17 protein-coding genes are annotated in these 21,648 nt (G+C 39.6%); 8 read left to right on the forward strand and 9 right to left on the reverse strand.

Annotation, left to right across the window (positions count from 1 at the left end; genetic code table 11):
• Nucleotides 1-186: 186 nt before the first annotated feature.
• Nucleotides 187-1,716, reverse strand: a complete 1,530-nt coding sequence (locus B4G94_RS14360; protein WP_286859680.1) for a DUF2931 family protein — start codon at nt 1,714-1,716, stop codon at nt 187-189.
• Between the two features lie 216 nt (nt 1,717-1,932).
• Here B4G94_RS14360 and B4G94_RS14365 point away from each other — a divergent pair, with 216 nt between their 5' ends.
• Nucleotides 1,933-2,202: a hypothetical protein gene (locus tag B4G94_RS14365; protein WP_286859682.1), complete on the forward strand. Its 270-nt coding sequence runs from the start codon at nt 1,933-1,935 to the stop codon at nt 2,200-2,202.
• Between the two features lie 303 nt (nt 2,203-2,505).
• Here the strand turns inward: B4G94_RS14365 and B4G94_RS14370 are convergent, their stop codons facing one another.
• Complete coding sequence (locus B4G94_RS14370; RefSeq protein WP_108632805.1) at nt 2,506-2,910, reverse strand: VOC family protein; 405 nt, start codon at nt 2,908-2,910, stop codon at nt 2,506-2,508.
• Between the two features lie 179 nt (nt 2,911-3,089).
• On the opposite strand from B4G94_RS14370, the gene B4G94_RS14375 reads away from it, so the two are divergent.
• The gene (locus B4G94_RS14375; protein ID WP_108632806.1) at nt 3,090-3,473 is read left to right on the forward strand and encodes a hypothetical protein; all 384 of its coding nucleotides are present in this window, start codon (nt 3,090-3,092) and stop codon (nt 3,471-3,473) included.
• Between the two features lie 11 nt (nt 3,474-3,484).
• On the opposite strand, the gene B4G94_RS14380 is transcribed toward B4G94_RS14375, so the two are convergent.
• The 4 genes from B4G94_RS14380 to B4G94_RS14395 all read right to left on the reverse strand — a co-directional run bounded on the left by B4G94_RS14380 (nt 3,485) and on the right by B4G94_RS14395 (nt 6,542).
• Nucleotides 3,485-3,928, reverse strand: a complete 444-nt coding sequence (locus B4G94_RS14380) for a hypothetical protein (protein ID WP_108632807.1) — start codon at nt 3,926-3,928, stop codon at nt 3,485-3,487.
• A gap of 339 nt (nt 3,929-4,267) precedes the next feature.
• Nucleotides 4,268-5,023: a hypothetical protein gene (locus B4G94_RS14385; protein ID WP_286859685.1), complete on the reverse strand. Its 756-nt coding sequence runs from the start codon at nt 5,021-5,023 to the stop codon at nt 4,268-4,270.
• 12 nt (nt 5,024-5,035) lie between these two features.
• Nucleotides 5,036-5,824: a DUF6882 domain-containing protein gene (locus B4G94_RS14390; RefSeq protein WP_286859686.1), complete on the reverse strand. Its 789-nt coding sequence runs from the start codon at nt 5,822-5,824 to the stop codon at nt 5,036-5,038.
• 10 nt (nt 5,825-5,834) lie between these two features.
• On the reverse strand, nt 5,835-6,542 hold the full coding sequence (locus tag B4G94_RS14395) for a hypothetical protein (RefSeq protein ID WP_286859687.1): 708 nt from the start codon (nt 6,540-6,542) through the stop codon (nt 5,835-5,837).
• A 213-nt stretch (nt 6,543-6,755) separates the two neighbouring features.
• On the opposite strand from B4G94_RS14395, the gene B4G94_RS14400 reads away from it, so the two are divergent.
• The 6 genes from B4G94_RS14400 (at nt 6,756) to B4G94_RS14425 (ending at nt 14,239) form a co-directional block, all read left to right on the forward strand.
• Complete coding sequence (locus B4G94_RS14400; protein ID WP_286859688.1) at nt 6,756-7,499, forward strand: LytR/AlgR family response regulator transcription factor; 744 nt, start codon at nt 6,756-6,758, stop codon at nt 7,497-7,499.
• Nucleotides 7,496-9,415: a sensor histidine kinase gene (locus B4G94_RS14405; protein WP_286859689.1), complete on the forward strand. Its 1,920-nt coding sequence runs from the start codon at nt 7,496-7,498 to the stop codon at nt 9,413-9,415. Before B4G94_RS14400 ends, B4G94_RS14405 begins: the two co-directional genes overlap by 4 nt.
• Before the next feature lie 297 nt (nt 9,416-9,712).
• Nucleotides 9,713-10,675 carry a preprotein translocase subunit SecD gene (locus B4G94_RS14410; RefSeq protein ID WP_286859690.1) on the forward strand — a complete coding sequence of 321 codons (963 nt, stop codon included), beginning with the start codon at nt 9,713-9,715 and terminating at the stop codon, nt 10,673-10,675.
• 60 nt (nt 10,676-10,735) lie between these two features.
• Complete coding sequence (locus tag B4G94_RS14415) at nt 10,736-10,945, forward strand: hypothetical protein (RefSeq protein WP_286859691.1); 210 nt, start codon at nt 10,736-10,738, stop codon at nt 10,943-10,945.
• Nucleotides 10,946-11,029: 84 nt separating this feature from the next.
• The gene (locus B4G94_RS14420; RefSeq protein WP_286859693.1) at nt 11,030-11,635 is read left to right on the forward strand and encodes a hypothetical protein; all 606 of its coding nucleotides are present in this window, start codon (nt 11,030-11,032) and stop codon (nt 11,633-11,635) included.
• Between the two features lie 156 nt (nt 11,636-11,791).
• Nucleotides 11,792-14,239 carry an ABC transporter permease gene (locus B4G94_RS14425; protein WP_286859694.1) on the forward strand — a complete coding sequence of 816 codons (2,448 nt, stop codon included), beginning with the start codon at nt 11,792-11,794 and terminating at the stop codon, nt 14,237-14,239.
• A gap of 124 nt (nt 14,240-14,363) precedes the next feature.
• On the opposite strand, the gene B4G94_RS14430 is transcribed toward B4G94_RS14425, so the two are convergent.
• From B4G94_RS14430 to B4G94_RS14440, 3 genes are all read right to left on the reverse strand, one after another.
• Nucleotides 14,364-15,701, reverse strand: coding sequence for an SWIM zinc finger family protein (locus B4G94_RS14430; protein ID WP_108632817.1), 1,338 nt, complete (start codon nt 15,699-15,701; stop codon nt 14,364-14,366).
• A 1-nt stretch (nt 15,702) separates the two neighbouring features.
• The gene (locus B4G94_RS14435; RefSeq protein WP_286859696.1) at nt 15,703-18,813 is read right to left on the reverse strand and encodes a DUF6493 family protein; all 3,111 of its coding nucleotides are present in this window, start codon (nt 18,811-18,813) and stop codon (nt 15,703-15,705) included.
• Nucleotides 18,814-19,151: 338 nt separating this feature from the next.
• Entirely contained in the window at nt 19,152-21,617 is a 2,466-nt protein-coding gene (locus tag B4G94_RS14440; RefSeq protein WP_286859697.1) for a glutaminase family protein, read from the reverse strand.
• Nucleotides 21,618-21,648 lie beyond the last annotated feature (31 nt).

The following is a 21,648-nucleotide window of genomic DNA, read 5'->3' on the forward strand; positions in this document are numbered from 1 at the left end:
ATCTTGTGCCTCCATTATTTTCTTTAGACGTTGTTTTGCCTTTTTGATGGCTTCCGTTGAAACACAAAGAAGCTCACTCATGCTACTGTTGTTTAGGTCTAATTTTTGAAGAACAAGTATCCGTAAATCGTTATCAGTTATTTTTTATAGTTTTTCTTCATTTGTGACAGGTAACCCGGATAGAGGTCAAAACTTCTCACCATATGCTATGATTTTGGTTTGCATAAGCAAAAGCTGGTGTTCACCATTTTTCAATTTTGCAGTTCCCTTGCCATTTTGGGTATCTACGGTAATTTCCATTTCGGCTGCTATATTTTTATCACGATCAAAAAAAGCATTGAATTTTTTAAAAATATCCGCTTCATCAAATTCAAAATCTACAGCGCAACGATTTTGATTTTCATCATACCATTTGATATATATATGCTGTGGAATTCCCCTTTTTTCAAAGGTTATATTTTGAGTTCTTTCATCAAACGCAAAACGTTCAGCATTAAAATAAAAGAAACTAGCATCGTATTTTTTGATTTCTGGAGCGATCACAAACTTTGGACACCATGTATAAGCCGCTCCTATTTTGTCCCAGTAATCATCAGAAACAGGTTGGTCTTTTTTTGCTAGCTGTATAGCCAAAGGAACGATCATGGTATCCGTCAGTACCTTGTTGCGCCACTCCTGATTGAATAAATCTCCGTGCACCATTTCCTTACTGTCAGAAGTCTTCTGATCTATACTAACTTTTTTCGCCCGATACTGACCGATCTCGATCTGACGATAACCAGTTCCAGCAGCCCATATCACCAACCTCCCCTCCGGGGCAAACCCAAAAATAATCTTATCATAATGCTCTTCAACGTCGCTATTTGCTCGTCGTTCTATATAAGATTGTTTAAAAAGTGTGAGCAATTTATTGTAGTCTATTGTGTCATGGTATTGGTAAAAAGCATTTTCCGAGAATGAGTACCAAGTAATATCAATTGCTCTGGGCAATGACATCATCCTTTTATAGGTCTCGGCTCCTGCCACACCCCATTTTGCATGATAATTCACGGTATTTCCCTCGCTAAATGTGAATTCATATTTTTCACCTTTCGGGAAGATGAACGTCCCCTTATAAAGTTGTACTGGATAGCCTGCAGGATTACTCATTGCTCCGGCCCATTCAAATCTTCCCTCTTTTAAATTATCGGCTTGGTCTCTCTGCTCCTGTTCAGCTTCCTTAATCTCACGGCCAACAGTTGAAAAAATAGATACGATCACACTGAAAAAAATATAGGCCAAAAATGTTAATATCAAAGCTTTCCACGATCGCAAACCCCAAACGAATGTGACACTACTGAATAAGCTCAAAAAAATACTCAGAATTAAAATCAAAGGGAACATTTCCGAAATTACTCCGCCCAGATCAGCATATATCTTGTGTTCATGTTCGTCGCCCAACGTACCGAAAAATAGCAGTACAGGTAACAATGTGGAAAATATAAAGTAAAACAAAAAACTGTAAATACCTTCAAAGACAATACGAGGCTTGTCAAATACATTGAGTTTTTTCCGAAGCTTATTGAAATGAAAATAAATAAGGGTAATTAAAAGAAAATAGGGTGAAACACAAAATGCTGCATAAGCCAAATTCATATCGGCATCTTGTGTGAGCAACATGGCCAATAATCCCAAAAGAGTAATCACAAAGGCTGAAATTGTAGCTTTAAGAACCATATATGGATTTTATTATTTATTGATAAATATATAGCGGCCCCCTGTCTACATGTCGATGCAAATTCCCAATTTGACAAACAAGAACAACTTTCCCCAAAAGTAATAAGAAATGGAGTTATATGTACAAAACAATTCATATTCAAGGGAATTCAATACATATTCGTTCTTTTTTTGCAAATCACTTAAAATACCGGCGATCAAAACAGTATTCTCCTTATGTCAGATCGGAATGGATACGTCATAAACCGTATACAGTTCACAACAAACCGTATGCAGTTTAAAACAAACCCAATACAGTTTACGACAAACCCGATACAGTTTACGACAAACCCGATGCAGTTTATGACAAACCCGATGCAGTTTATGACAAACCCGATGCAGTTTATGACAAACCCGATGCAGTTTACGACAAACCGGATGCAGTTTATGACAAGCCGGATGCAGTTTACAACAACCGGCCTGACGCTACTGGTTGCACTTCTGTAGTGCGCAGCCCTGTCAAGAGCTCACGTTTACGTCGTTCACAACGACAACATTTAAAATGATGATTTGAATTGAATGAACCAAAGAGGCTTCAGCGCTACCGCCATCCCCCCTTTGCGACAGAGTCCTTTGAAATGGAGTGCTTCCGGTCAATACAAAGCTGATCCTATCATTTAAAAATCCTTTTGAGCAGAATATCGATAGGATATTTAACAATTACCATCGCCCACCAAGCATTCAATGCGATCGAATGTTATCAGACAGGCGATGGTTACCTGAAAAAATTTGCTGTCAATATATGCGGTGTTAAGCACCGGGAAATTTACTCATATCCATATAAAATATCTCCCAGGTATGGCCATCATAATCTTCCACCTTTCTTAATTGCATAAAGCCATGATCCATCATTGGCATAGGCTCTGTTCCTCCTGCCGCTAGCCCTTTTTCAACAATTTCATTTACCCGCTCCACACTCTCTACGGAGAGAGCAAATAGTGCAGCAATATGACTTTTTGTATCTGCTATCGGTTTATTCGTAAAGGATTTAAATTTATCATGGGTCATGATCATAACAAAAATATGCTCACTCCATACCATACATTTAGAGTCATCATCGCAAAATTGTAGATTTACCTCAAAACCTAATTGAGTATAAAAATTCATTGATTTGTTTACATCCGCCACAGCGAGATTAATAAATACCTGTTTCATCTTTTAAATTTTTAATTGCTATTGATAACACAAAATTGCGCATTATGGTTTACAAAAATCTTCGCATAAGACAATAAAATTCGAGTCTAATTAAATTCCCATATCAGCTGGCAGAATGAAGCTACAAAAGCTATATTTGTCTAAATACTAAGTATAATGTTATCCTTTAATTCTTAAACATGATCATCATAAGAACTTTCGGTGTTATTTTGCTCTTGTTAGGTTTATTTCTAGCATACGGGCTATCCAAAGACAGCAGGCTGATGCTCTTTGGTAGCAAAATTAAAGCCGATGTCATTGGGATAGACAGTGTAAAAAACAAGCGTTTCGGATACGTACATTATCCGATCCTCCAATTCAATTATAAACAAAAACAAGTTCGTCTAGTGAAGGATTTAAGTAGTATTAATCCCAAAAAAGTACCTACTCATATGGAAGTATATTATGAGGAAGATATCGGCATAAGTGATGGTTTTACCTATATATATGCCATCTTTTCTATTATGAGTATCATCATGATAATCTTTGGCATCATAGCTATTCGTACCAAATACCCACATTAACCTATATCAACTTATTTGGAAAGCTCGGTAAGTTCTGCTTGGGAGAATATATGCTCCCCTTTGAGATAACTATTCGCATCCTTCAGGTAGATATAAATTATTTTTCTTGCTTCTGGATTAGGCAGCTTATATAGGTTATGTACCAAAAACTGCTTATCCCGCAACCGGTCCTTACTGTAGTTCAAAAAAGATGGCGCATGTGTCTGTACACTCCAACGGATAAAACGTAAATCAATATTATCAGGATATTTGATGATAACCGATTCCAATAATTTCTTTCCTTTTTTAAACTGCCCCAACTTCGAAAAGGGATTTCCCATATGCTTTGCCCAAAGAATCTGATAAGCGGCAAGGTACCCTTTTTCTGTTGCGGTATTTGCCATAGCTTCCAATGTTTTCAAATTGGCCTCACAGAGTTTTTTATCTTTAACCGCTGCGGCATAATCAGCCCGCATTTTGTCTACATTTATTTGTCCGAAACAACAAATTGTACTTAATATAAAAGAAACACAAACAAAAAAACGTATTACCATTCCAGATTCGATTAAATAAAATCAGCGTATCATCCAAGTGAATTCAAAAATAAATTGTCTCATCAGATTATTTACGCAGATTGCCGTTCCAATATAAAATTTATCCTGGGGTCTTCAACCCTATTCTAGTTCATAACAATAATTAAAGCATCAGAGTTTTCTTATTTTTCTTTTTCATCAAAAACTGCTTTCTCTCGTTTGCCTGTCAAAGGCCATCGCAAACCAGCTGTCCCCTTCTTCATCTTAAGCTTCAACACGCCTCTATTCTTCAAACATTCTCGCATCATAGCTTTTGATCACAAAGCCACCATGCAAGTATCTCGCTTTTCTCGTTATTTTCTTCCCATCCGATTGGCGATAAAAAGAGTAAGAGATCTCCTTATTTTTTGCATCGAATTTTATGGGTATCGGCGCATAGGACTTTAAGTGATCCTTATGCAATTGATCACTTTCTGGAGAAGGTATGTTCTGCAACAGGCTTTCATCAACATTTGTCCAGCTACACACCGATAAAAAATGATTATTAGAATCAATCAATCCCGAATTATCTTCATACAAGTGAGCCTTATAACAGGAAAAAGATAGCTCATCCATTCTTTTGATGAGTAAATACCTATGCTGATCAAGCGAATAGACCGCATAGAAGTAATCAAAGGTTCTTTCTTGCTTATGGATCACCTGCTTATTTTTCAGCACATAATTCCAATGTTCAAAATTATTTCTGAGGGTAAACAGCTCATACTCCCCAGATTTTTTGAAACTAAACGCTGAATTTAAACTATCCAACACCCTTCCAAAGGTTTTAAAACGTACGATATCCTCTTGCTCAAGTGCTTGAATTAATCGTCCCTCAAATGCTTTGGAAAGGGTAGCTTTGGTGTCCGAGTCTTGATTGGAAATCGCTGAGTTAAGATTAAGCAATGCCTGTACAAGCTTTAACTCTTGGTCGCTCTGTCCATAGGACACCTGTTTAGCTTGAAGCAATAACATCAACAGCACTAATTTAAGCAGTCTCATTTGTCCGAGTTTCTACCCTTTGAGATTAGAAAGACGCGATAGCTCATCAAAGTCCGCGGTGATCGTGTCCCTTCCTTTTGTCGCTATAAGCCTTGCTCCCTGTTCCGATATTTTATACCCTTTTTCATCCAGATACCACTGCAAAGCTATCTTATGATCCATTTCAAATTGGGAAATTAACTGCGGAAAGACAGACAATATCCGCAGATGATCATCTTGACGCTGGCGGTCTATAACATCACTTTTGATTGTCACCAGCATTGCCCCCTGTCCATAATCAGCAATATAATAAGCACTTGCATCGAACATTCCCGAAGCGATCAAACCAATGCGATGCAACTCGTCTTTGGAAAAATCAAAGCTACTATTGCTGAACAGATCAATCCCTTGATCTTCACCATATTTTTTCAGTTGAAGAGCCTGCTGCATAATATGTTCAGAAAGACCAGATTTCGTATTTGCCCATGCCCAAAGCCAAGTTTCGGACGAATGCGAAAAAGTCCCTAAGACCTGAATCGGAAAATCAAGGTTTGGTCCAAAACTGATCTCTTCTTTGGTCATATCTATATTCCAATTATTATTACCGATGACCGTTGCAAAATCATACTGTTTATCAAAGGCAATTCCACCAAACCGTTCAATCAATTCCTGTTCTGTGCGACAGGCCAAGCTATCTTCTGACTCCTTTGTAGACGTAACCTGTTCCACTTTAGCGCCTTGCTCTACCTTAGTTCCTTGTTCTGCTTCGGTACCCTGTCCTATTTTAGTACCCTTTCCAAAAAGTTTGTTTAAAAATCCCATAATTATTTCTCTATTTTTTCAATTCAGCCAGCAATTCTGCCCTTCTAAAACTCTCCCCATTAATTGTCAGTACGATTTCATCGATCTGTTTTAAATCAGCTACTATTTTAAGCAATTCATTTTTTCTATCTATTTTGATTTTCTTATTGATAAAAAATTCATGAATATAAAGTGTGTTCAGTTTCGGAATGGTCTTTAAATCAGCCAGATCTTTCAATTGAAACATATTCGTTAACCGCAATTCAACTAATTGATCCAATTTAGCAAAATCAATTAATTTTTTTGAATTGAGTTCAAACAAAGCAATGCGTTCCAATCCCGAGAAATCACGCAGGAAAGATAAATCACCCATCTTTGATACCGAGGAAATTTCGAGATTCCGTAATGAAGGTAGATGCGGAATGGTTAGATGATCGCTTTTAGAAGTAAAACCTTCCAGTCGCAGCGACTCTAGCTCCAGTTCCTCCACAAAATCTAATGTATTTACTGCCCCCTTCGTACTAATAAACATTTGCTTAAGTGACTTACAATTGGCTAGTGGAGATAAATCCTTAATAGATCCCGCAATTGACAAGTGTTGTAAATTCGTGATTTTCTCGATAAATTTTAGCGAAATGCTCGTATAAAAAAACAGTTCCAATTTCTCAATCTGTTCGATAGGTTGTTCTTTGAGAATATCTAAGTCTTTTGCGCTATTGATCTCAATCGCTAATTCCATAGTACTTATTTTTATGCTTAACTCAAATATACTGAATGCAATAACCAACCTAATTACGCATTTACAATCCGTCAAAATCGTTTATGATTCGTGAAATAACTAAATATAAAATGGACGATCGGTATCGGAAATTGAAAGGAATAGCGCAAATTCTAAATGAATTAGATTTTTTTACCCACAATTATTATTTTTACCGAACAGAAAAGTAAAAAAATGATAACAGTCGCGATAATAGAAGATGAACCCGCTGTCCGTAAGGAAATCAGTTACCTCATACAGGAGGAAACCGACACAGAACTAATTGGTTGGAGTGACAGTGTCAAAACCGCTGTAAAGCTAATTGAAGAAAAGCAACCCGATGTGATTATGATGGATATTCAGCTTAAGGATGGTACAGCTTTCGATCTTCTAAAAAAACTCCATGTTATCCCACAGAACGTCATATTCATCACAGCATATAATCATTTTGCCATCAAAGCGATCAAGTATGGTGCATTGGACTACTTGTTAAAACCAGTTGACCAAACTGAATTAAGAGAAGCTTTAGAACGCTACCGCCGTCGCAGCGATAACAATCCGCAATGGATGCAACAATTAAATATGGCACAAAGTGCAATGCACCATGGCGATTTACCTGAAAGTATAGCTTTGACATCCATTCATAATGTGCGTATTGTTGCTGTTCATGACATCGTCTATTGTAAAGGTGATGGCCCATATACTTTTTTCTTTCTGAGTGACGGTTCCAAAGAACTTATATCCAAACCGCTGAAATATTATGAAGAACTATTACCCGCCCCATATTTCCTACGTACCCATCAATCCTATCTGGTAAACCGCAAGTATATAACTGGCGTTAACCGTTCCGAGTATATCATATTAAAAAACAAAGAAGAAATACCTATTTCATCACGGCGGAGAAATGTAATTTTAACCCAGCTTTTCCCAGAGAAATGAGTTATCCGTTACGAAGTATTTTCTTTTTGCTGCTTATTTTACATATTGTAGCTTGCGACAAAAGACCGACGCTTTCTTCCCAAAAACATGACGCTGTTTTAGCGCAGCTCAAGGAACTCGAAGACAAAAAGTTGACGCCTACAAACGGTGACTCGCTCAAGAGTGCCTGGCGGCAGCTTGGCGAAAACCCTGATATAAAGAATGATACCGTATTCTACGCAAAAGTTAAATATAATACCGCTCGGCTTTATGCTATGCTTCAGCAAGATTCCGCCGGCTTTTTTGTGGAGCAGGCACTTGAATTGATCGAACCTACCGCTGGTAATCTAAAATATAAAGCACTTATCTATAATGGTATTGGCAATATCCGCAGTGCCGAAGCAAAAGAACGAGAAGCAGGCTATTACTACAACAAAGCTGCTGCAATCGTTCTCTCAGACAGCACCGCAGGGCTTTCTGCGGAAGCGAAATCGGCCATATTGCTTTCCGCGGCACAAAATAATCTGAACTCATTTCAATATAACCTCGCTGAAAAAATGAATCGGGCAGCATTCACGCTTTCAGATTCCCTTCCAGAGGGACACATCAATCGTCAACGTGTATTTGTACAGATGATTCAGACCCTAAATGCATTACAGAAGCCTGCCAAAGAAATCGCTCCTTATCTCCATAAACTGGAGGATCTGCATCGTGTATTTCCAGATAAGTATAATATCAGCTTTTTATACGATTCGAAAATACAGTACTTTGAAACAACGCAAGAGCAAGATTCCTTGCTACATTACCAACTGCTGAAAATAAAAATTGATGAGCAGCGGAGCAATATCAAGGAGTCATCTGTGTTGATGAATAATCTGTTTGTAAACTACTGCAATGTTGCAGCAATTTATGTGCTATTTAAGAAGCCCGTGCAAGCAGCTCAGTATATTGTAAAAGCCAAACAGCTTAGAACACAATTCCCCAAATTGATCTTTCCGCATAATGAAATACTCTTTCAAAAAAGCTTAGCCGAACTGTACCGGTTACAGGGAAAAAAGGAAGAAGCAATAGCCGTCCTAAATAATATTGTTCAATTACAGAAAAATGTCTATCATTCGGAAAACACACAAGCTATTGCCGAAATGAATGCATTGTATCAACTACAGGCCAAAGATCAATCCATTCGCACATTGAATGAAAGCATTAAGATCAATAAACTACAGTTACAGCAAAATCGCCTGTGGCTGGTAATATCTTCTTTGGGCCTTATCCTATTGATTATTATATTATTCTTTTTATACTATAGTTTCCGTCAGCGACGCCTAAGCCAGGAGAAAGAAAAAGTCCTACTGCAACAGCAATTACTGCGCACACAGATGGAACCACATTTTATTTTCAACACCTTAGCAGCACTACAGAGTTTTGTGCGATTAGATAAGAAAGAAAGTGCCATCAAGTATCTCAATCGCTTTAGTCGTTTGTTGCGGAGCAATCTGGAGCTAAGCCGAGAGAATCTGGTACCTTTAAATGAAGAGATCGAAGCACTGGAAAATTATCTGACCTTGCAACAAATGCGCTTTGAAGATGCATTTACGTACCACATTACGCAGCCAGACGAACAGGATCTCAGTGCCATTATGGTACCTCCGATGTTGATACAGCCTTATGTCGAGAATGCAATCTTACATGGTATTGACCTCGAAACCTGTAAAGGCAATATCGACATTCATTTCCAATTAGATGGGGATATTTTAGCTGTGGATATCCTTGATAGTGGTAAGTCTGAGCCAAATATCCAAGAAACTCCACATCGCTCACTTTCGGGAACAATTAGTCACGAACGCATGCAACTCCTAGGCAGAAAAGCAAGCATAAAAATCACGAAAAATCCGGAAGGAGGGACACTCGTCAAATTGCAAATACCCGTTACATCCTGACTTTTTTTGATCGAACTATGCCTGCTCATTGCCTTGCTATTTTGGGCAATGAAGAATGATACAATGAGTTTATTTCAACAAACGAGCACATAGATCATACATCGAATCTACAGGATTGATATTTGCGAATCGTAAAAACTATTTACGATTCGTAAATATCACTGTTTTAGCAAGCATTCCTTTCTTAGCTTTGATAAATTCAGTAATGGTCTATACATGAAAAATATATTCTCCAATATCGCATCCATTAGACGAATCATAAGTTTCACTATCCTTATTGTTATAACTAGAAATATTATGGCACAAGAAGTCAATCATTATATCGCAACCGGTAAAGACAGATCCAAAACGATCAGTGGACAATATGGTGATCTCAGTGGCATCTGTCTCTTTGAAGATGGCAAATTTATGTTATACGGCTATGCTACCATGGTTTTTGGATCCTATGTCTTTGAAAAGGATTATCTCCTTTTCTATCCAGACCAGTTACCGCGATTTCAACTATATGCAAACCATAACCCCACTTTAGGAGATACCGTATCTGTCAATTTTAGAGGCTTCGAAGAGGGAAAGACTTTTGTACAATTTGGAGATGACAATATGCATCCAGTTTTCAACAATGGGGCCAATTGCTTCGATTTTCCGTATCTCTATGAGCAATCACACCCGATGTCGCAATTGAAATTCGCTGTACAAAAAGAAGATTTTGATGCAGGTCCTGCATACCAGACATTCCACTATCAAAATGACCAACACCTCAATGACTTCATCGCAATTTATAATAAACCACAGCGAGCGCGGACGAATTTCGCTGCCTACCTGTATCTAACTGAGGATAAAAAGCTTGCCATAAGTCTTTCTAATTATGGCGGCAGGAAGGGCTTTTTAAGAGAAAATCAGGTAGACCCAACACAGGAGCGCTGGCTTGAAATACTAGCGATGAAAAATGAATATGATCGTGTAGGAAGCATTGTGCCAACTGCAATATTTTCTAATACAACATACAAAATATTTTATCCTGACTTACAAGAATACAATTTCGATAAAACAACTAATCAATACATCAGCAAGTCCGCAAAGGAAAACGACCAAGAGCGTGATCAGGATGATCGCTACCTGCGTCAATATACCAAAGAACCATTAATACCCAAGCAAGGTCAGTTTGACACCAAAGCTGTCGCTACCGCAAGTCTATTTTTTGCCAGCTGTGACAAACCTGACAAATCATATCATAACACCAAAAAGGAAAAGACTAAATGATCGAACAAAGCTTATACCTCATCTTATTGCTGCTACTTTCTACAATATTACACACAAAAAATGAAGGACATTCTCATTATCGAAGAGCCTGATTATCGTAATTATTATGAATTCGACAGAGCTATTTCTGCTCTTACCGATAACTTTAACAGCGATACCAGTTCCGCGGATTATATCCTGTGCAATGCATTGACATCCGAAAAGTTTGAAAAATATGAAAAAAGAGTTATTATGGTACATTTACTAAAAGTCGCAAGTGAGTGGAAATAAGCAATGGTATCAAGTTTGCTTAGCGTAATGAATAAAAAACAGTGATCGACCATGCGTATCCTGAGACGAGCTATCCTATTACTTATGTCATGTTTCACCCATATCGTTGTCTATGGACAGCATCGTACGGTCCAACAGATCGTAGATCAAGTGATTCATTCATATAACAATAAAGACAGCATCGCTTTTAATGCACTTCTTAACAAAGAGCTTGGTCTCTATTTCATCACCACTTTGGGAGTCAATAATCATTGGACACATACATCAAAAATTTCTTTTAATCACCATACAGATTGTTCGATCAACAACCCTTACCAAGACTTTATGGCGCAGGATCAGATCTCAATCCCAAAATCAAAAAATATAACGTATAGCGATAGACCTTTTTTCGAGTGCGAAACAATCTATAAAAAAGGCATATTTGTCGCAAATAAGGGTAAATATCACCCCTTATCCGAATCTATTATTTTTTATAAAACCCACTATTCAGGCATTATCGGTGAAGAAATTACATTGGATAAAGCGCAAGAACTAGACCTACTCTATAGCGGAGTTAAGCGTATGGAAAATCAGAGCCGACGGATTATTGTCAACAGCGACACAGGTACTTTTATTTTTTATGTTACCAAAATCAAAGGACAATGGTGGTTAACAATGATAGACTTTGCCAGCGCCGACTGCAGCGTCTAATTGTCCGTATCTGAACAAGAAATGTTCGAATATGAACAGTAATGCTACACAAAAATAAATTATAAACAACTAAAAATCAAACAACTAAAACAATGGCAAATCAATTGCAATTCTATTTTAACATAAAATAGTTAGCTATTGATAATTGATACCGCTATGTTAAAAATCTACATAAAAACTGCTTGGAGAAGTTTAAAAAGCCAGCGCTTCTTCTCATTAATAAAAATAGGCGGATTTGCCTTTAGCATAGCGATCTGTATGCTTATTGTTTTATACGTAAAGCATGAGTTGAGCTATGATAAATTTTACAAAGATTCCAGCCTACTTTTCAGGGTAGTAGGCGTGATCAATAAAGACAATACTGTTCTAAAAGGATTATCGCTCCCAGCTCCGGCAGGCACTACTTTAAAAGAAGAATTCCCAGAAATTATTGCCTCCGGAAGATTATTAACAAACCCTCTTTTTGGCGCTGGGAGCAATCAAATCGCCACAACTGGGAATGCCGAACTATTTTCCGAAGAAGGTTTCTGTTTTGCGGATCAGGCGATCATGGATTTCTTCCCGACCAAAACAATCTTCGGTTCATTAAGTCATGCGCTCGACAATCCAAAGACTATTGTAATCACCAAGCGGAAAGCAGCAAAACTGTTTAAAGGAAATCCGATCGGAAAACGCATCTATCTAAATAATGAGAAATCAAATGAGTATTCCATTACAGCAGTCATTGACGATATTCCCACAAATTCCAATCTCCATGGATTTGATTTCTTTATGACATTAAGTGGTCATGAACCTTATGAAGGAGAAAAATTAAATTGGCTGGCCTCCAACTATACAACCTATTTTAAAGTCAGAGAAGGGACCGATATCCAACAATTAGAAAAGAAAATTACAAAATCTTACATCCAGGATCATTATAAACCGGCCATGATTAAAGCAGGTATGACGGTCAATGAAGAGGTTTGGAATACGGCAAGAATGACTTTACAACCCCTGGAAAAGATTCATCTATATTCCAATGATGTACAACTTCATAAGATTGAAAGCCAAAATCGAGGTGATATTCGATTGGTCTATATTTTTGGTGGAATAGCAACATTCATACTGATTATCGCAATGATCAACTTTATTAATCTGTCTACGGCCAATGCTGCTACACGTGCAAAAGAAGTTGGTGTCCGGAAAACAATCGGTTCCGGTCGAAAGGCCCTCATTATACAGTTCATGACGGAGTCTTTTTTATACAGTGGAATCTCGATCGCATTTGCCTTATTTTTCGCTGTGCTGCTACTTCCCTTTTTTAATCAGATTGCCGGCAAATCCTTAGTTTTTCCTTGGACGACCTGGTATTTCATCCCCACCCTTTTCATCTTCGGTTTATTGATAGCTATTGTATCTGGAATTTATCCTGCGATGTATCTTTCTAAATTTAAGCCGATTGCTGTCTTAAAAGGAAACGTAAATTTAAAATCTAGCCGCAACTGGTTTCGAAATGGACTTGTTATCTTCCAGTTCGCAACATCTATCATCCTGATCATTGGCACCTTGGTCATCAACCAACAAATAAAATATATTTTAAATAGAGACCTAGGATTCAATAAAGAGCAAGTGCTCATATTAAGAGGAACGGGCACATTGGATGGAAAGCAAAGGTTATTAAAAAATGAATTAAAGGAACTGTCCAGTGTGGCATCTGTCTCTATAGGTGATTATCTACCCGTTACGATGGACGGTGTAAAACGTAACGGAAATTCATTTTGGAACGATGGTAGACAAAATCAAGACGTGGGTGTAGGCGGTCAGAACTGGATTGTTGATGATGATTATATCTCCACCTTCGGGATCAAAATCCTCGAAGGCCGTAATTTCAACATGAACATGCCAACAGATTCCGCGGCGATAATAGTCAATCAGAAGATGGTTCAAGAGTTGAACATCAAAAATCCGATTGGTGCAAAAATTCGAAATTATGCATCTTATACAATCATTGCCGTGGTCGAAGATTTTATCTTTGGAAACATGCGTAATGAGGATGTGAAACCGCTGGCATTGGTCATTGGTGGTAGCCCGAATATGATGTCCATCAAACTCAAATCAGACAAAATGGAGCAGAGTATTCAGGAAATTACCGCCGTCTGGAACAAATTCTCTCCAAATCAAAAGATCCAATATACCTTCTTGGATGATGGCTTCGCCATGTTATATGCAGATGTACAACGGACTCAGGTTATTGTTTCAACCTTTGCAGGTTTGGCTATATTTATTGCCTGTCTGGGTTTATTTGGACTTGCCGCATTTGTGACCCAGCAACGGACAAAAGAGATCGGCATCCGGAAGGTTCTTGGAGCCAGTTTGCCAGGAATTATAAAATTGCTATCCGCCGATTTTATAAAACTTATTTTCATAGCCATTCTAATCGCCTGTCCTATCGGCTGGTGGGCAATGAACACTTGGTTACAGGACTTCAATTACAGAATCAGCATCCAGGTTTGGACATTTATATTTGCAGGAATCACCAGCATGTTGATTGCATTTGGAACCATCTTTTACCATGCGCTAAAAATAGGACGAATAAATCCGGTCAATAGTTTGAAAGACGAATAATTTCCCATTCCTACATTTTACCGACACAGGGAATATCCAAACAGATTGCTCCAGAGACTTGAGCAATCTGTTTGGATGCGTCTGAATGCTGTGCGATTTTATTCGACTGCAGACTTAAAACATATCAATCTTTTAATTGCATTTTCACCGCCAGGACATGCTTGCATACGCCACGTTTTCCCTGATGGTTTGTATACCAATTGCAGGTACATCGCGCTTGTTCGCCTTCAATCAAAACGGTATGCTGCACACCCGACCCCTCTACTCGAGCCTCCAATATCCGTCCCTCCCGCCGTATAATCTGTATACTATCCGTTTGCAATAATTTTTTTGCATTCTTTAGACGCGGGTTAAGCGACAATATGCGTTCTGTTTTAAATGGCAGGCGTCGATAATAGTGTTTTGCCTCATGCATATCATACCCCAATAACCCAATGGAAGATAATGAGGCCGTTAGGCTATCCATGGTATCAAAGGCGATATCATGTTCTATAGACAGCAGAGTTGGATTAAATAGTTCATTGGATTTCAGTAAGCTGTTAAGTCCATAAATCCATTCCTGCGGAACTTCCTGAACCATATTTTCCAATACATTCCCTTCACCCGAAAACCCGCGATAATTGTCCGGAGAGAGCGCCAGGGTCATGCGCATTTTCCCAAAATCGGCCACCAGACAGACACATTCACCTCCTGCCGCCTGATATACACGTATGAGGTCAACATAAGGTAACAATGACTCCAATAAACGAAGGCGTTGAATACCACCAATTTGTACTGCATCGGCACTTTTCAACGGTGAAAACATGAATTTGTTGCCCCTTTTGCTTAGATAGTAATTCCCTTTGACTGCCCCGCGTGGAATAGTTTGAAATAACTGGACGACCTGCAATTTCTGTAAGACAAAAACCTCTTCCATCGCTGCAAGATACCACTGTACACTGGTCAATCCTTTGATCCATCGCACAGGTAGGGTAACCTTTCTTTCTACGACAGTTCCTCCATCGCTATGCAGTGAAACTTCCTTTTCTCCAACGCCCATCACCATCGATTCCGTTTTTTTGATACTATTCAATGCATTTAACATCGGTTCGTTAAAATCCACATTTGTCGTACCCGCAGCCAAAAACTCCCCGTCTATCGCCTCTTCCAAAAGATCCAGTCGCGCATAAACACCATTACAAGAGGAAAAACCTTCAAAACGAAGCTGTTCCGTTCCGGCAGAAACAATTGGATCCCTTAAACTTGGCGGTACGGGGCCAAAACTCGACCGAACCACCTTAGATAGTGTCAGTAAACACTTTGAACTCAATAAAGGATCAACCAATTTGCCCCAGAAAAAACAGGGAACCTCATTGACATCTTGCAGCTCCGCCTGATGAGCAAGTACGAGCTGTTGTATCCCATTTCGTTCGGCAAGCACCGAAGGCCGTGCAAAGTTCACCTCTAAATCTTTTAATGCCATTTTATAGTTTTTTAAATTTTAATACAATGGGTTTTAACGCTGCAACTTTTTCCCATTCCGCGATTGTTTCCATGAGTTGTTTTTCATCTTTTTTGCCCAGACGAAGCGCAAGGTCGTAAGTTTGCTCGATCAATTTTTTAAAATTGGCTGGCATTTTTGTTTCCCAGCTGACACGTAACAACAGATTTTTTAAAAGTTGATATAATGCATCGTTGTGCACAGGGCTGATGTCACGGACTACCTCAAACAAATCCAGAAAACGATTTATAGGTGCATATGCCCTGCCTATTAAATCGCCCAGATATTCACCCAGTGTCTGAACATCCAGCTTTCCTTTCTCCACCCATTGCAAGACCAATTCCGCTGCCAAAGTACGTGTATTCTTTTCTTTCGTCAACAAGCTACAGGCGATAAACAACTGTGTGCTTGGATCAGTGGCGCCATGATAATCCAACAGGGCCGTCAGCAGCGCCGGTATGGTCTTCGAAGTTTCCAACGAATAGGAATTGAAACGGTAATTTAGCACGAGACTTAGCGGTTCTGCCACCTGGGGAGTCAAGCTAAAAAAATAACGGATGTCAGCGTCGCTCACATAATAAAAATATTCATTTTTCCGGGTAGCGTAAACATCCATTGCATACAATAATGGTGTCGGTGTATCCTGATAAGCAGGCATTGGAAAAGTCAATTCCTGACCGACCAAATATTGCTCATTCTGTTTTGTCCTATAATCGTAGCTCGTATTGTAATTTGGCTTAATCTGATAACCGGGCCGATAGGGTTCGACCACAAAAGGAAAACCGGCCAAGGCTCCAGTCTCAAATGCTGAAAACTTCCCTTCCGGCCACCGTGTCCGCGCAGTCGTCGCCCATACGGCCTGCCATTCCTTTTCATCACCTTCTTTTTTAAATAAACGTTGAAGCCAGTTTTTTCCCTCCTCAACCTTGATCTGCTCTGTATAGCCCAACGCAAAACCCAACAACTCGCGCAATATATCGGTTTGGATATGTTGTAACTGTGCTTTGTTATCCGCCCCTGGTATGCGCGGCATCCTACTGATTGCAATAGCCATATCCACAGGATCTATAGCAATGCCCTGTTGCTCATGTGCAATGATCCGATCAATTAAGACCTCGGGCGACACCCAATAAGGCGCATGACTCGGTGTACTGAGCAGTGAAACAGCAATATGTTGTTGCAAGCGACCTTGAAATAAAGCCAGTAAATGATCTAAAATAGAAATCGATCTAAATTCACTGTTATAACGGCTCTTATAACGATATATGGTCTTGGGTTGATAAATAATATTTAGCAGCACGTTCCCAAATAGACTAGCATACGAAGTCTCGTTGTAACCGCTCTTTAACTGTTTCAGATAAGGATCCAGTTGTTTTATATAATCGGCCGGGAATTCATCCTGCTTGGTTAACCAGGCATGGATAAGCAATTCCATATCCAATGGATCACCGCCCTTTATTATCTTTCCCCAATGAAATAAGATATCACTCCAATTGGCCAGATAAGTGATTGGTTGATCTAGTTGTATATCATTCCCTTTTGGAGCTTCATATTTATACGCTTCATCCATTCCCCTCAATGGAGACAATACTTCTGCTTCACTCAACGGAGCCTCTTCCATCCAAGGATTTAGCAGGGTACTGACATCCCCCATGGGTTGCGTAGCATACATTGTCAACCTCATTTTAATCTCCTCATCTTCCACAGCAGCATATTTGGCAATCAATTTTGCCGCCCGCTCCTGTAGCGAAAGATCAGATAACATAAAGACAGGAGTAATCGCCGAACATACAGGCGACGCAAGTTCCCTTTCCTGTTTCAACCATTTGTCAAATTGGATCAGAAGCGTCTTGATCCCCCCTTTCAAATCGCTGCGCATAAAAACAGGTTCCAACCAAGATAAAAGCTCGGTGCTATCCAATTCCGACCTTCCGATCAAGGGCTTCAGTCGATCAATGGCAAAATTGACGACCGCAGCCTGTTCATGATGCAACAAGGGGAAAAGATGGTTTTGATGGAGCAAAATCACCTCATCATCGATATTCAACTTCGTCAGAAGCTTTCGGAAAAAGCTTTTGAGATTAATATTCCAATCTTTTGTCTGTGTTTCAAAGAGTTGTTGTATAAAAAGATCAGTATCCAATTTCCCTTGTTCCAATAATCTCGGGAAAACATAGTCCCATACCAGCTCCAATTCCTGCGTCTGATAATCATAATGCAAATGGTTGTTTTGCAGATTCGTTTCATAGGCTAGTAACAAGGGAACATCCCGTGTATAAGCCTTCTCGTCTTCAATCAATCTATCCAAATAGACTTTTTTCTCCGGTTCATTATAACCTAGATTTGGGACGTTGCCCAATGAACGCGCATAGACTTCAGGTTTAAACTCAAAGTAGCCCCACTCTTCCAATAAACGGATGTTGTCATAGGTAATTGCCATCCATTCATTTTTAACCAGTTGTTCGGCAGCATATCCTGCCAGCCAGTTCGGTTTCGCCCAGTCCAACACCTTTTTTACGGCTGGATCTTTTGGTGAATTCAGGAGATCAATCAACTCCGTCCAGGTCGTTGTATCGCTCAATGAAAAAGTAGCCAAAGCACTTAAGGCGATCAGCCGTTGTTGGGCCCTATCGCCACGCTGTCCCCAGTTATGATTAGACCGGTGTTTGAATTCCGGCTCTTTGGAAAGATCCGTCCACGTTAGCCAATATTTCTTTGCTTTTCGTATTTCTTTTTTGATAAACTCGACATTCCCTTTTAAATGTCGCTCAAGAAATGGAAGCAGACCATCAATATTTGTCTGACGAATAAGTTCCAGGTATTCATCGGCAATAACTTGCTTGGATTGGCCGCCTCCTTTTTTCTCCGAGGGAGCGACAATGGCCAGACCATCATCCGAATAACCTTTTTTTATTTTCTCGGCAATCAATTTCTCCGCATCTTTCAAACAACTTTCTGCTGAATCAAAGTTTTTTGTTTTCGATTGTCCGTCGGTACCATTTCTTCCGTAAGTTACCGTATGACTATTTCCATTAGTTTCTATTTGCCAGAATTTATCCGATGATCCGTCAATTAATTTTAAATGTCTAAACATAATGATTCCGATTTATTAAAACTGACAATCCTGTCACGGCACAACTCGCTATCAACTAACAAATTGGCTTTACGCAACAGGAGACTTAGCCAAAGATACATTTTCAATGTATCCACAAGATAACGGAAATCAGTGATTTTTAAAAATTTATAGTCTAGCGCAAAAAGATAAAGAAGACCTCCAACAAGTGAAAATGAGCGTTCAAACATTGACTCGTTGGCGGGAATCTGAGGGAGCGCACAAACACGGGAACAGAAGGCAGCGAAAAGGAAAAGAGCCCGGTGGAATGCCGAGCTCTTTTATAAAAAACTTAATTTGAATTAAGGTATGTTCGCCGCTTATTTTCGCTGAAGTTTATCCGATAAGAGCTTCATATAAAAACCGCCTACGACACTACGTGCTTTAAAATTCTCACGTATCCCTGTATTCGCATCGTAAAAATCATTTAGTGGAACACGTGATTCTGTTTGGATCGCATGGTTGTAAACCGGGTGTACCAAAGCTTCAAATTCTTCCCGTGTCGGTGCGAATGTTGCAGTCCACAAAATCCAGTCATTTTTTGTATACGCTTTTCGGCTATCCAACGGAATTCCGAATCTGCTTTGTTTGGTGAGGTAATATTTGATTTCCGTATTATAGACTTTCTGTGGGAACAAATTTAGTCCCAACACTTTATCCCAGATCAGATTATATTTTTGGCTCCAGGTATTTTTATTGTCAAATGTCAGCGCATAATGGTCTCCAGCATCGGCCATTTCCATCCATTTTGGCACCATTTCCTCGGCGATGGCACGATATTTCTTGGCAGTCTCAGTTTCACCGATCGCTTCGGCCATCTGTGCATAACAGGCAATCCCCACGATGGCCTTCACCGACAAATTTGCATTGCGGGCAAGGTGACCGGCAAAATCATCCGTACACAATTGTGTTTTAGGGTCAAAACCATCTTTTGCAAGATAGTCTACCCAAGTGGTAAGCGTCTTCCAATGTTTCTTTGCATAGCTTGCATCCCCCTGTACTTTCGAAATCGCTGCCGTTAAAATAATCATATTTCCAGACTCTTCAACAGGCATCGGTTCGCCATAAGTCTGCCCGTTGGCCAATGGATATGTCCCCAAATCATGTGCCGCCCAGGGGTGAGGATATTTGCCGCTTTCACTAAAGTAAAAGATACCAGTCAACATGCCCTTCAACAATTCCGGATTATAGATCAAGTATAAAGGTGCAGATGGATAAGTGACATCGACGGTATTAATAAAGCCACCGCTGTTGTTTTCCTTTGATAACCACAACAATTCGCCCTGTGGACTTTTTACCAGCGTGTGGGCAGCAATACTTTGCCGATAAGCCAATGTTGTTAAATGGGCATATTCCTTTCCACCAGACTTCAATGCATCGGCATAGACCTCCTTGTCGAAAGCAACACACCTGTCCATCACGGAACGATATTCATTGGCCGCTAAGGTGAGCTGATTTTCGATGGTTTCCTTACCCGAATTATTCCACCAGGGCCGCAGATCTTTTTTGAAATATTGGATTGCATAAATTTCATCATACCCAAGTTCAACAAAACGTTCAACTTCTTTGTTGCCCACTTTCCCAAAAGGAATGATCGTATTCAATGATAATGCCGTTCCCCTTGTACTTGTTGACTTCGTATTCCCTTTTCTAAAGTCGTCCACTGCCGTTGCCATTGGACTTACAAACTGTTGGGCTTGATCCGCTTTTGGGGAAGCGACATAAAAATACCCCCAGTCGATACGCATATCATCGGCTCCTTTTTGCAACATAGGTTGTTCGACTGTTCCTGCTTTCAAAATAGCTAATTTGTCAGTCTCATATTTTTCAGCAACGACCTCTTGTGATGGTTTATACACCGCGATATTGGATGCCGCGCTTAAAAAGACTTTAACAGCATGTTGCTTTCCATCATTTGCCTTTACCTGATACGTAATGTAGGATACAGGTCTAGCCAATAGATTGAGATCATCCATTAATAGCGGCGATGTAAAGGTCAGTTTCAGGTCAACATTGCCCGCCTGGAAGTTGTATATGGTACGCGTGGCTGTTACGTCCACATCCCTCTGTACGGCAGTCTGTATTTTAGGCCCGCTCTCTTTAAGCTTATCGACCAAGCCAAAGTCAAGATAACGGCCGCCAGCAGTATTTCGTAAGTGGACAGCAATCTGATTCTGTCCAGCTTTGAGATCAGATTTATTTATGGGCAGGTATTGAAAACTATTTGTCCAACCTGCTTTTTCATAAACTTTTTTTCCATTTAAAAATACCACCACGTTATCGTCATGGTTCAATTTCAGGAAGAGTTGGTTGATGCGTTGCGGGTCGGTCACATTGAAGGCACGGCGCACCCAGATATCATCTGATTTCCACAACGTCTTGACATGTCTTTGATCATCTCCTATGGGGGCAGCACCTGATTTCCAGTCACTGGCCTGATAAGAAGAAGACTGCCAGTCTCCCGCCGGTTTAGCCTCAGTATATTGTACAGTAAAGGGCTGATCCTCCGCCGTAGGAAGAATCGTTTTATAACTGGGTTCCTCCTTCCCAAGAAAACGATAGATATGACCATCAACATTGATCAGTCCGAGCAGTGAATGATCCGCTTCCGTCCAGTGTTTGGTGGTCGAAGCATTCAGCTGATCCGTCATTGACCAGATACTAAAGTTTGGATTATGGGTAATCAATGGATAGGCTGGAGCTTTTCGTTGTTGTGCCTGCGCATCAAAAAAACTTGATATACAAGCCAGCAAGCAACAAAAACTCACTTTTCCGAGTTTGTTCATCTTAAAAATAGGTTTTTTAAAGGGTTTAATC

Source organism: Sphingobacterium sp. UBA7625, assembly GCF_002484085.1.
Classification (GTDB): Bacteria; Bacteroidota; Bacteroidia; order Sphingobacteriales; family Sphingobacteriaceae; genus Sphingobacterium; species Sphingobacterium athyrii.

Coding starts and splice junctions, on each gene's coding strand:
- B4G94_RS14360 (WP_286859680.1), bottom strand. CDS start 1,716: ATGGTTCTTAAAGCTACAATTTCAGCCTTTGTGATTACTCTTTTGGGA.
- B4G94_RS14365 (WP_286859682.1), top strand. CDS start 1,933: ATGTCAGATCGGAATGGATACGTCATAAACCGTATACAGTTCACAACA.
- B4G94_RS14370 (WP_108632805.1), bottom strand. CDS start 2,910: ATGAAACAGGTATTTATTAATCTCGCTGTGGCGGATGTAAACAAATCA.
- B4G94_RS14375 (WP_108632806.1), top strand. CDS start 3,090: ATGATCATCATAAGAACTTTCGGTGTTATTTTGCTCTTGTTAGGTTTA.
- B4G94_RS14380 (WP_108632807.1), bottom strand. CDS start 3,928: ATGCGGGCTGATTATGCCGCAGCGGTTAAAGATAAAAAACTCTGTGAG.
- B4G94_RS14385 (WP_286859685.1), bottom strand. CDS start 5,023: ATGAGACTGCTTAAATTAGTGCTGTTGATGTTATTGCTTCAAGCTAAA.
- B4G94_RS14390 (WP_286859686.1), bottom strand. CDS start 5,824: ATGGGATTTTTAAACAAACTTTTTGGAAAGGGTACTAAAATAGGACAG.
- B4G94_RS14395 (WP_286859687.1), bottom strand. CDS start 6,542: ATGGAATTAGCGATTGAGATCAATAGCGCAAAAGACTTAGATATTCTC.
- B4G94_RS14400 (WP_286859688.1), top strand. CDS start 6,756: ATGATAACAGTCGCGATAATAGAAGATGAACCCGCTGTCCGTAAGGAA.
- B4G94_RS14405 (WP_286859689.1), top strand. CDS start 7,496: ATGAGTTATCCGTTACGAAGTATTTTCTTTTTGCTGCTTATTTTACAT.
- B4G94_RS14410 (WP_286859690.1), top strand. CDS start 9,713: ATGGCACAAGAAGTCAATCATTATATCGCAACCGGTAAAGACAGATCC.
- B4G94_RS14415 (WP_286859691.1), top strand. CDS start 10,736: ATGAAGGACATTCTCATTATCGAAGAGCCTGATTATCGTAATTATTAT.
- B4G94_RS14420 (WP_286859693.1), top strand. CDS start 11,030: ATGTCATGTTTCACCCATATCGTTGTCTATGGACAGCATCGTACGGTC.
- B4G94_RS14425 (WP_286859694.1), top strand. CDS start 11,792: ATGTTAAAAATCTACATAAAAACTGCTTGGAGAAGTTTAAAAAGCCAG.
- B4G94_RS14430 (WP_108632817.1), bottom strand. CDS start 15,701: ATGGCATTAAAAGATTTAGAGGTGAACTTTGCACGGCCTTCGGTGCTT.
- B4G94_RS14435 (WP_286859696.1), bottom strand. CDS start 18,813: ATGTTTAGACATTTAAAATTAATTGACGGATCATCGGATAAATTCTGG.
- B4G94_RS14440 (WP_286859697.1), bottom strand. CDS start 21,617: ATGAACAAACTCGGAAAAGTGAGTTTTTGTTGCTTGCTGGCTTGTATA.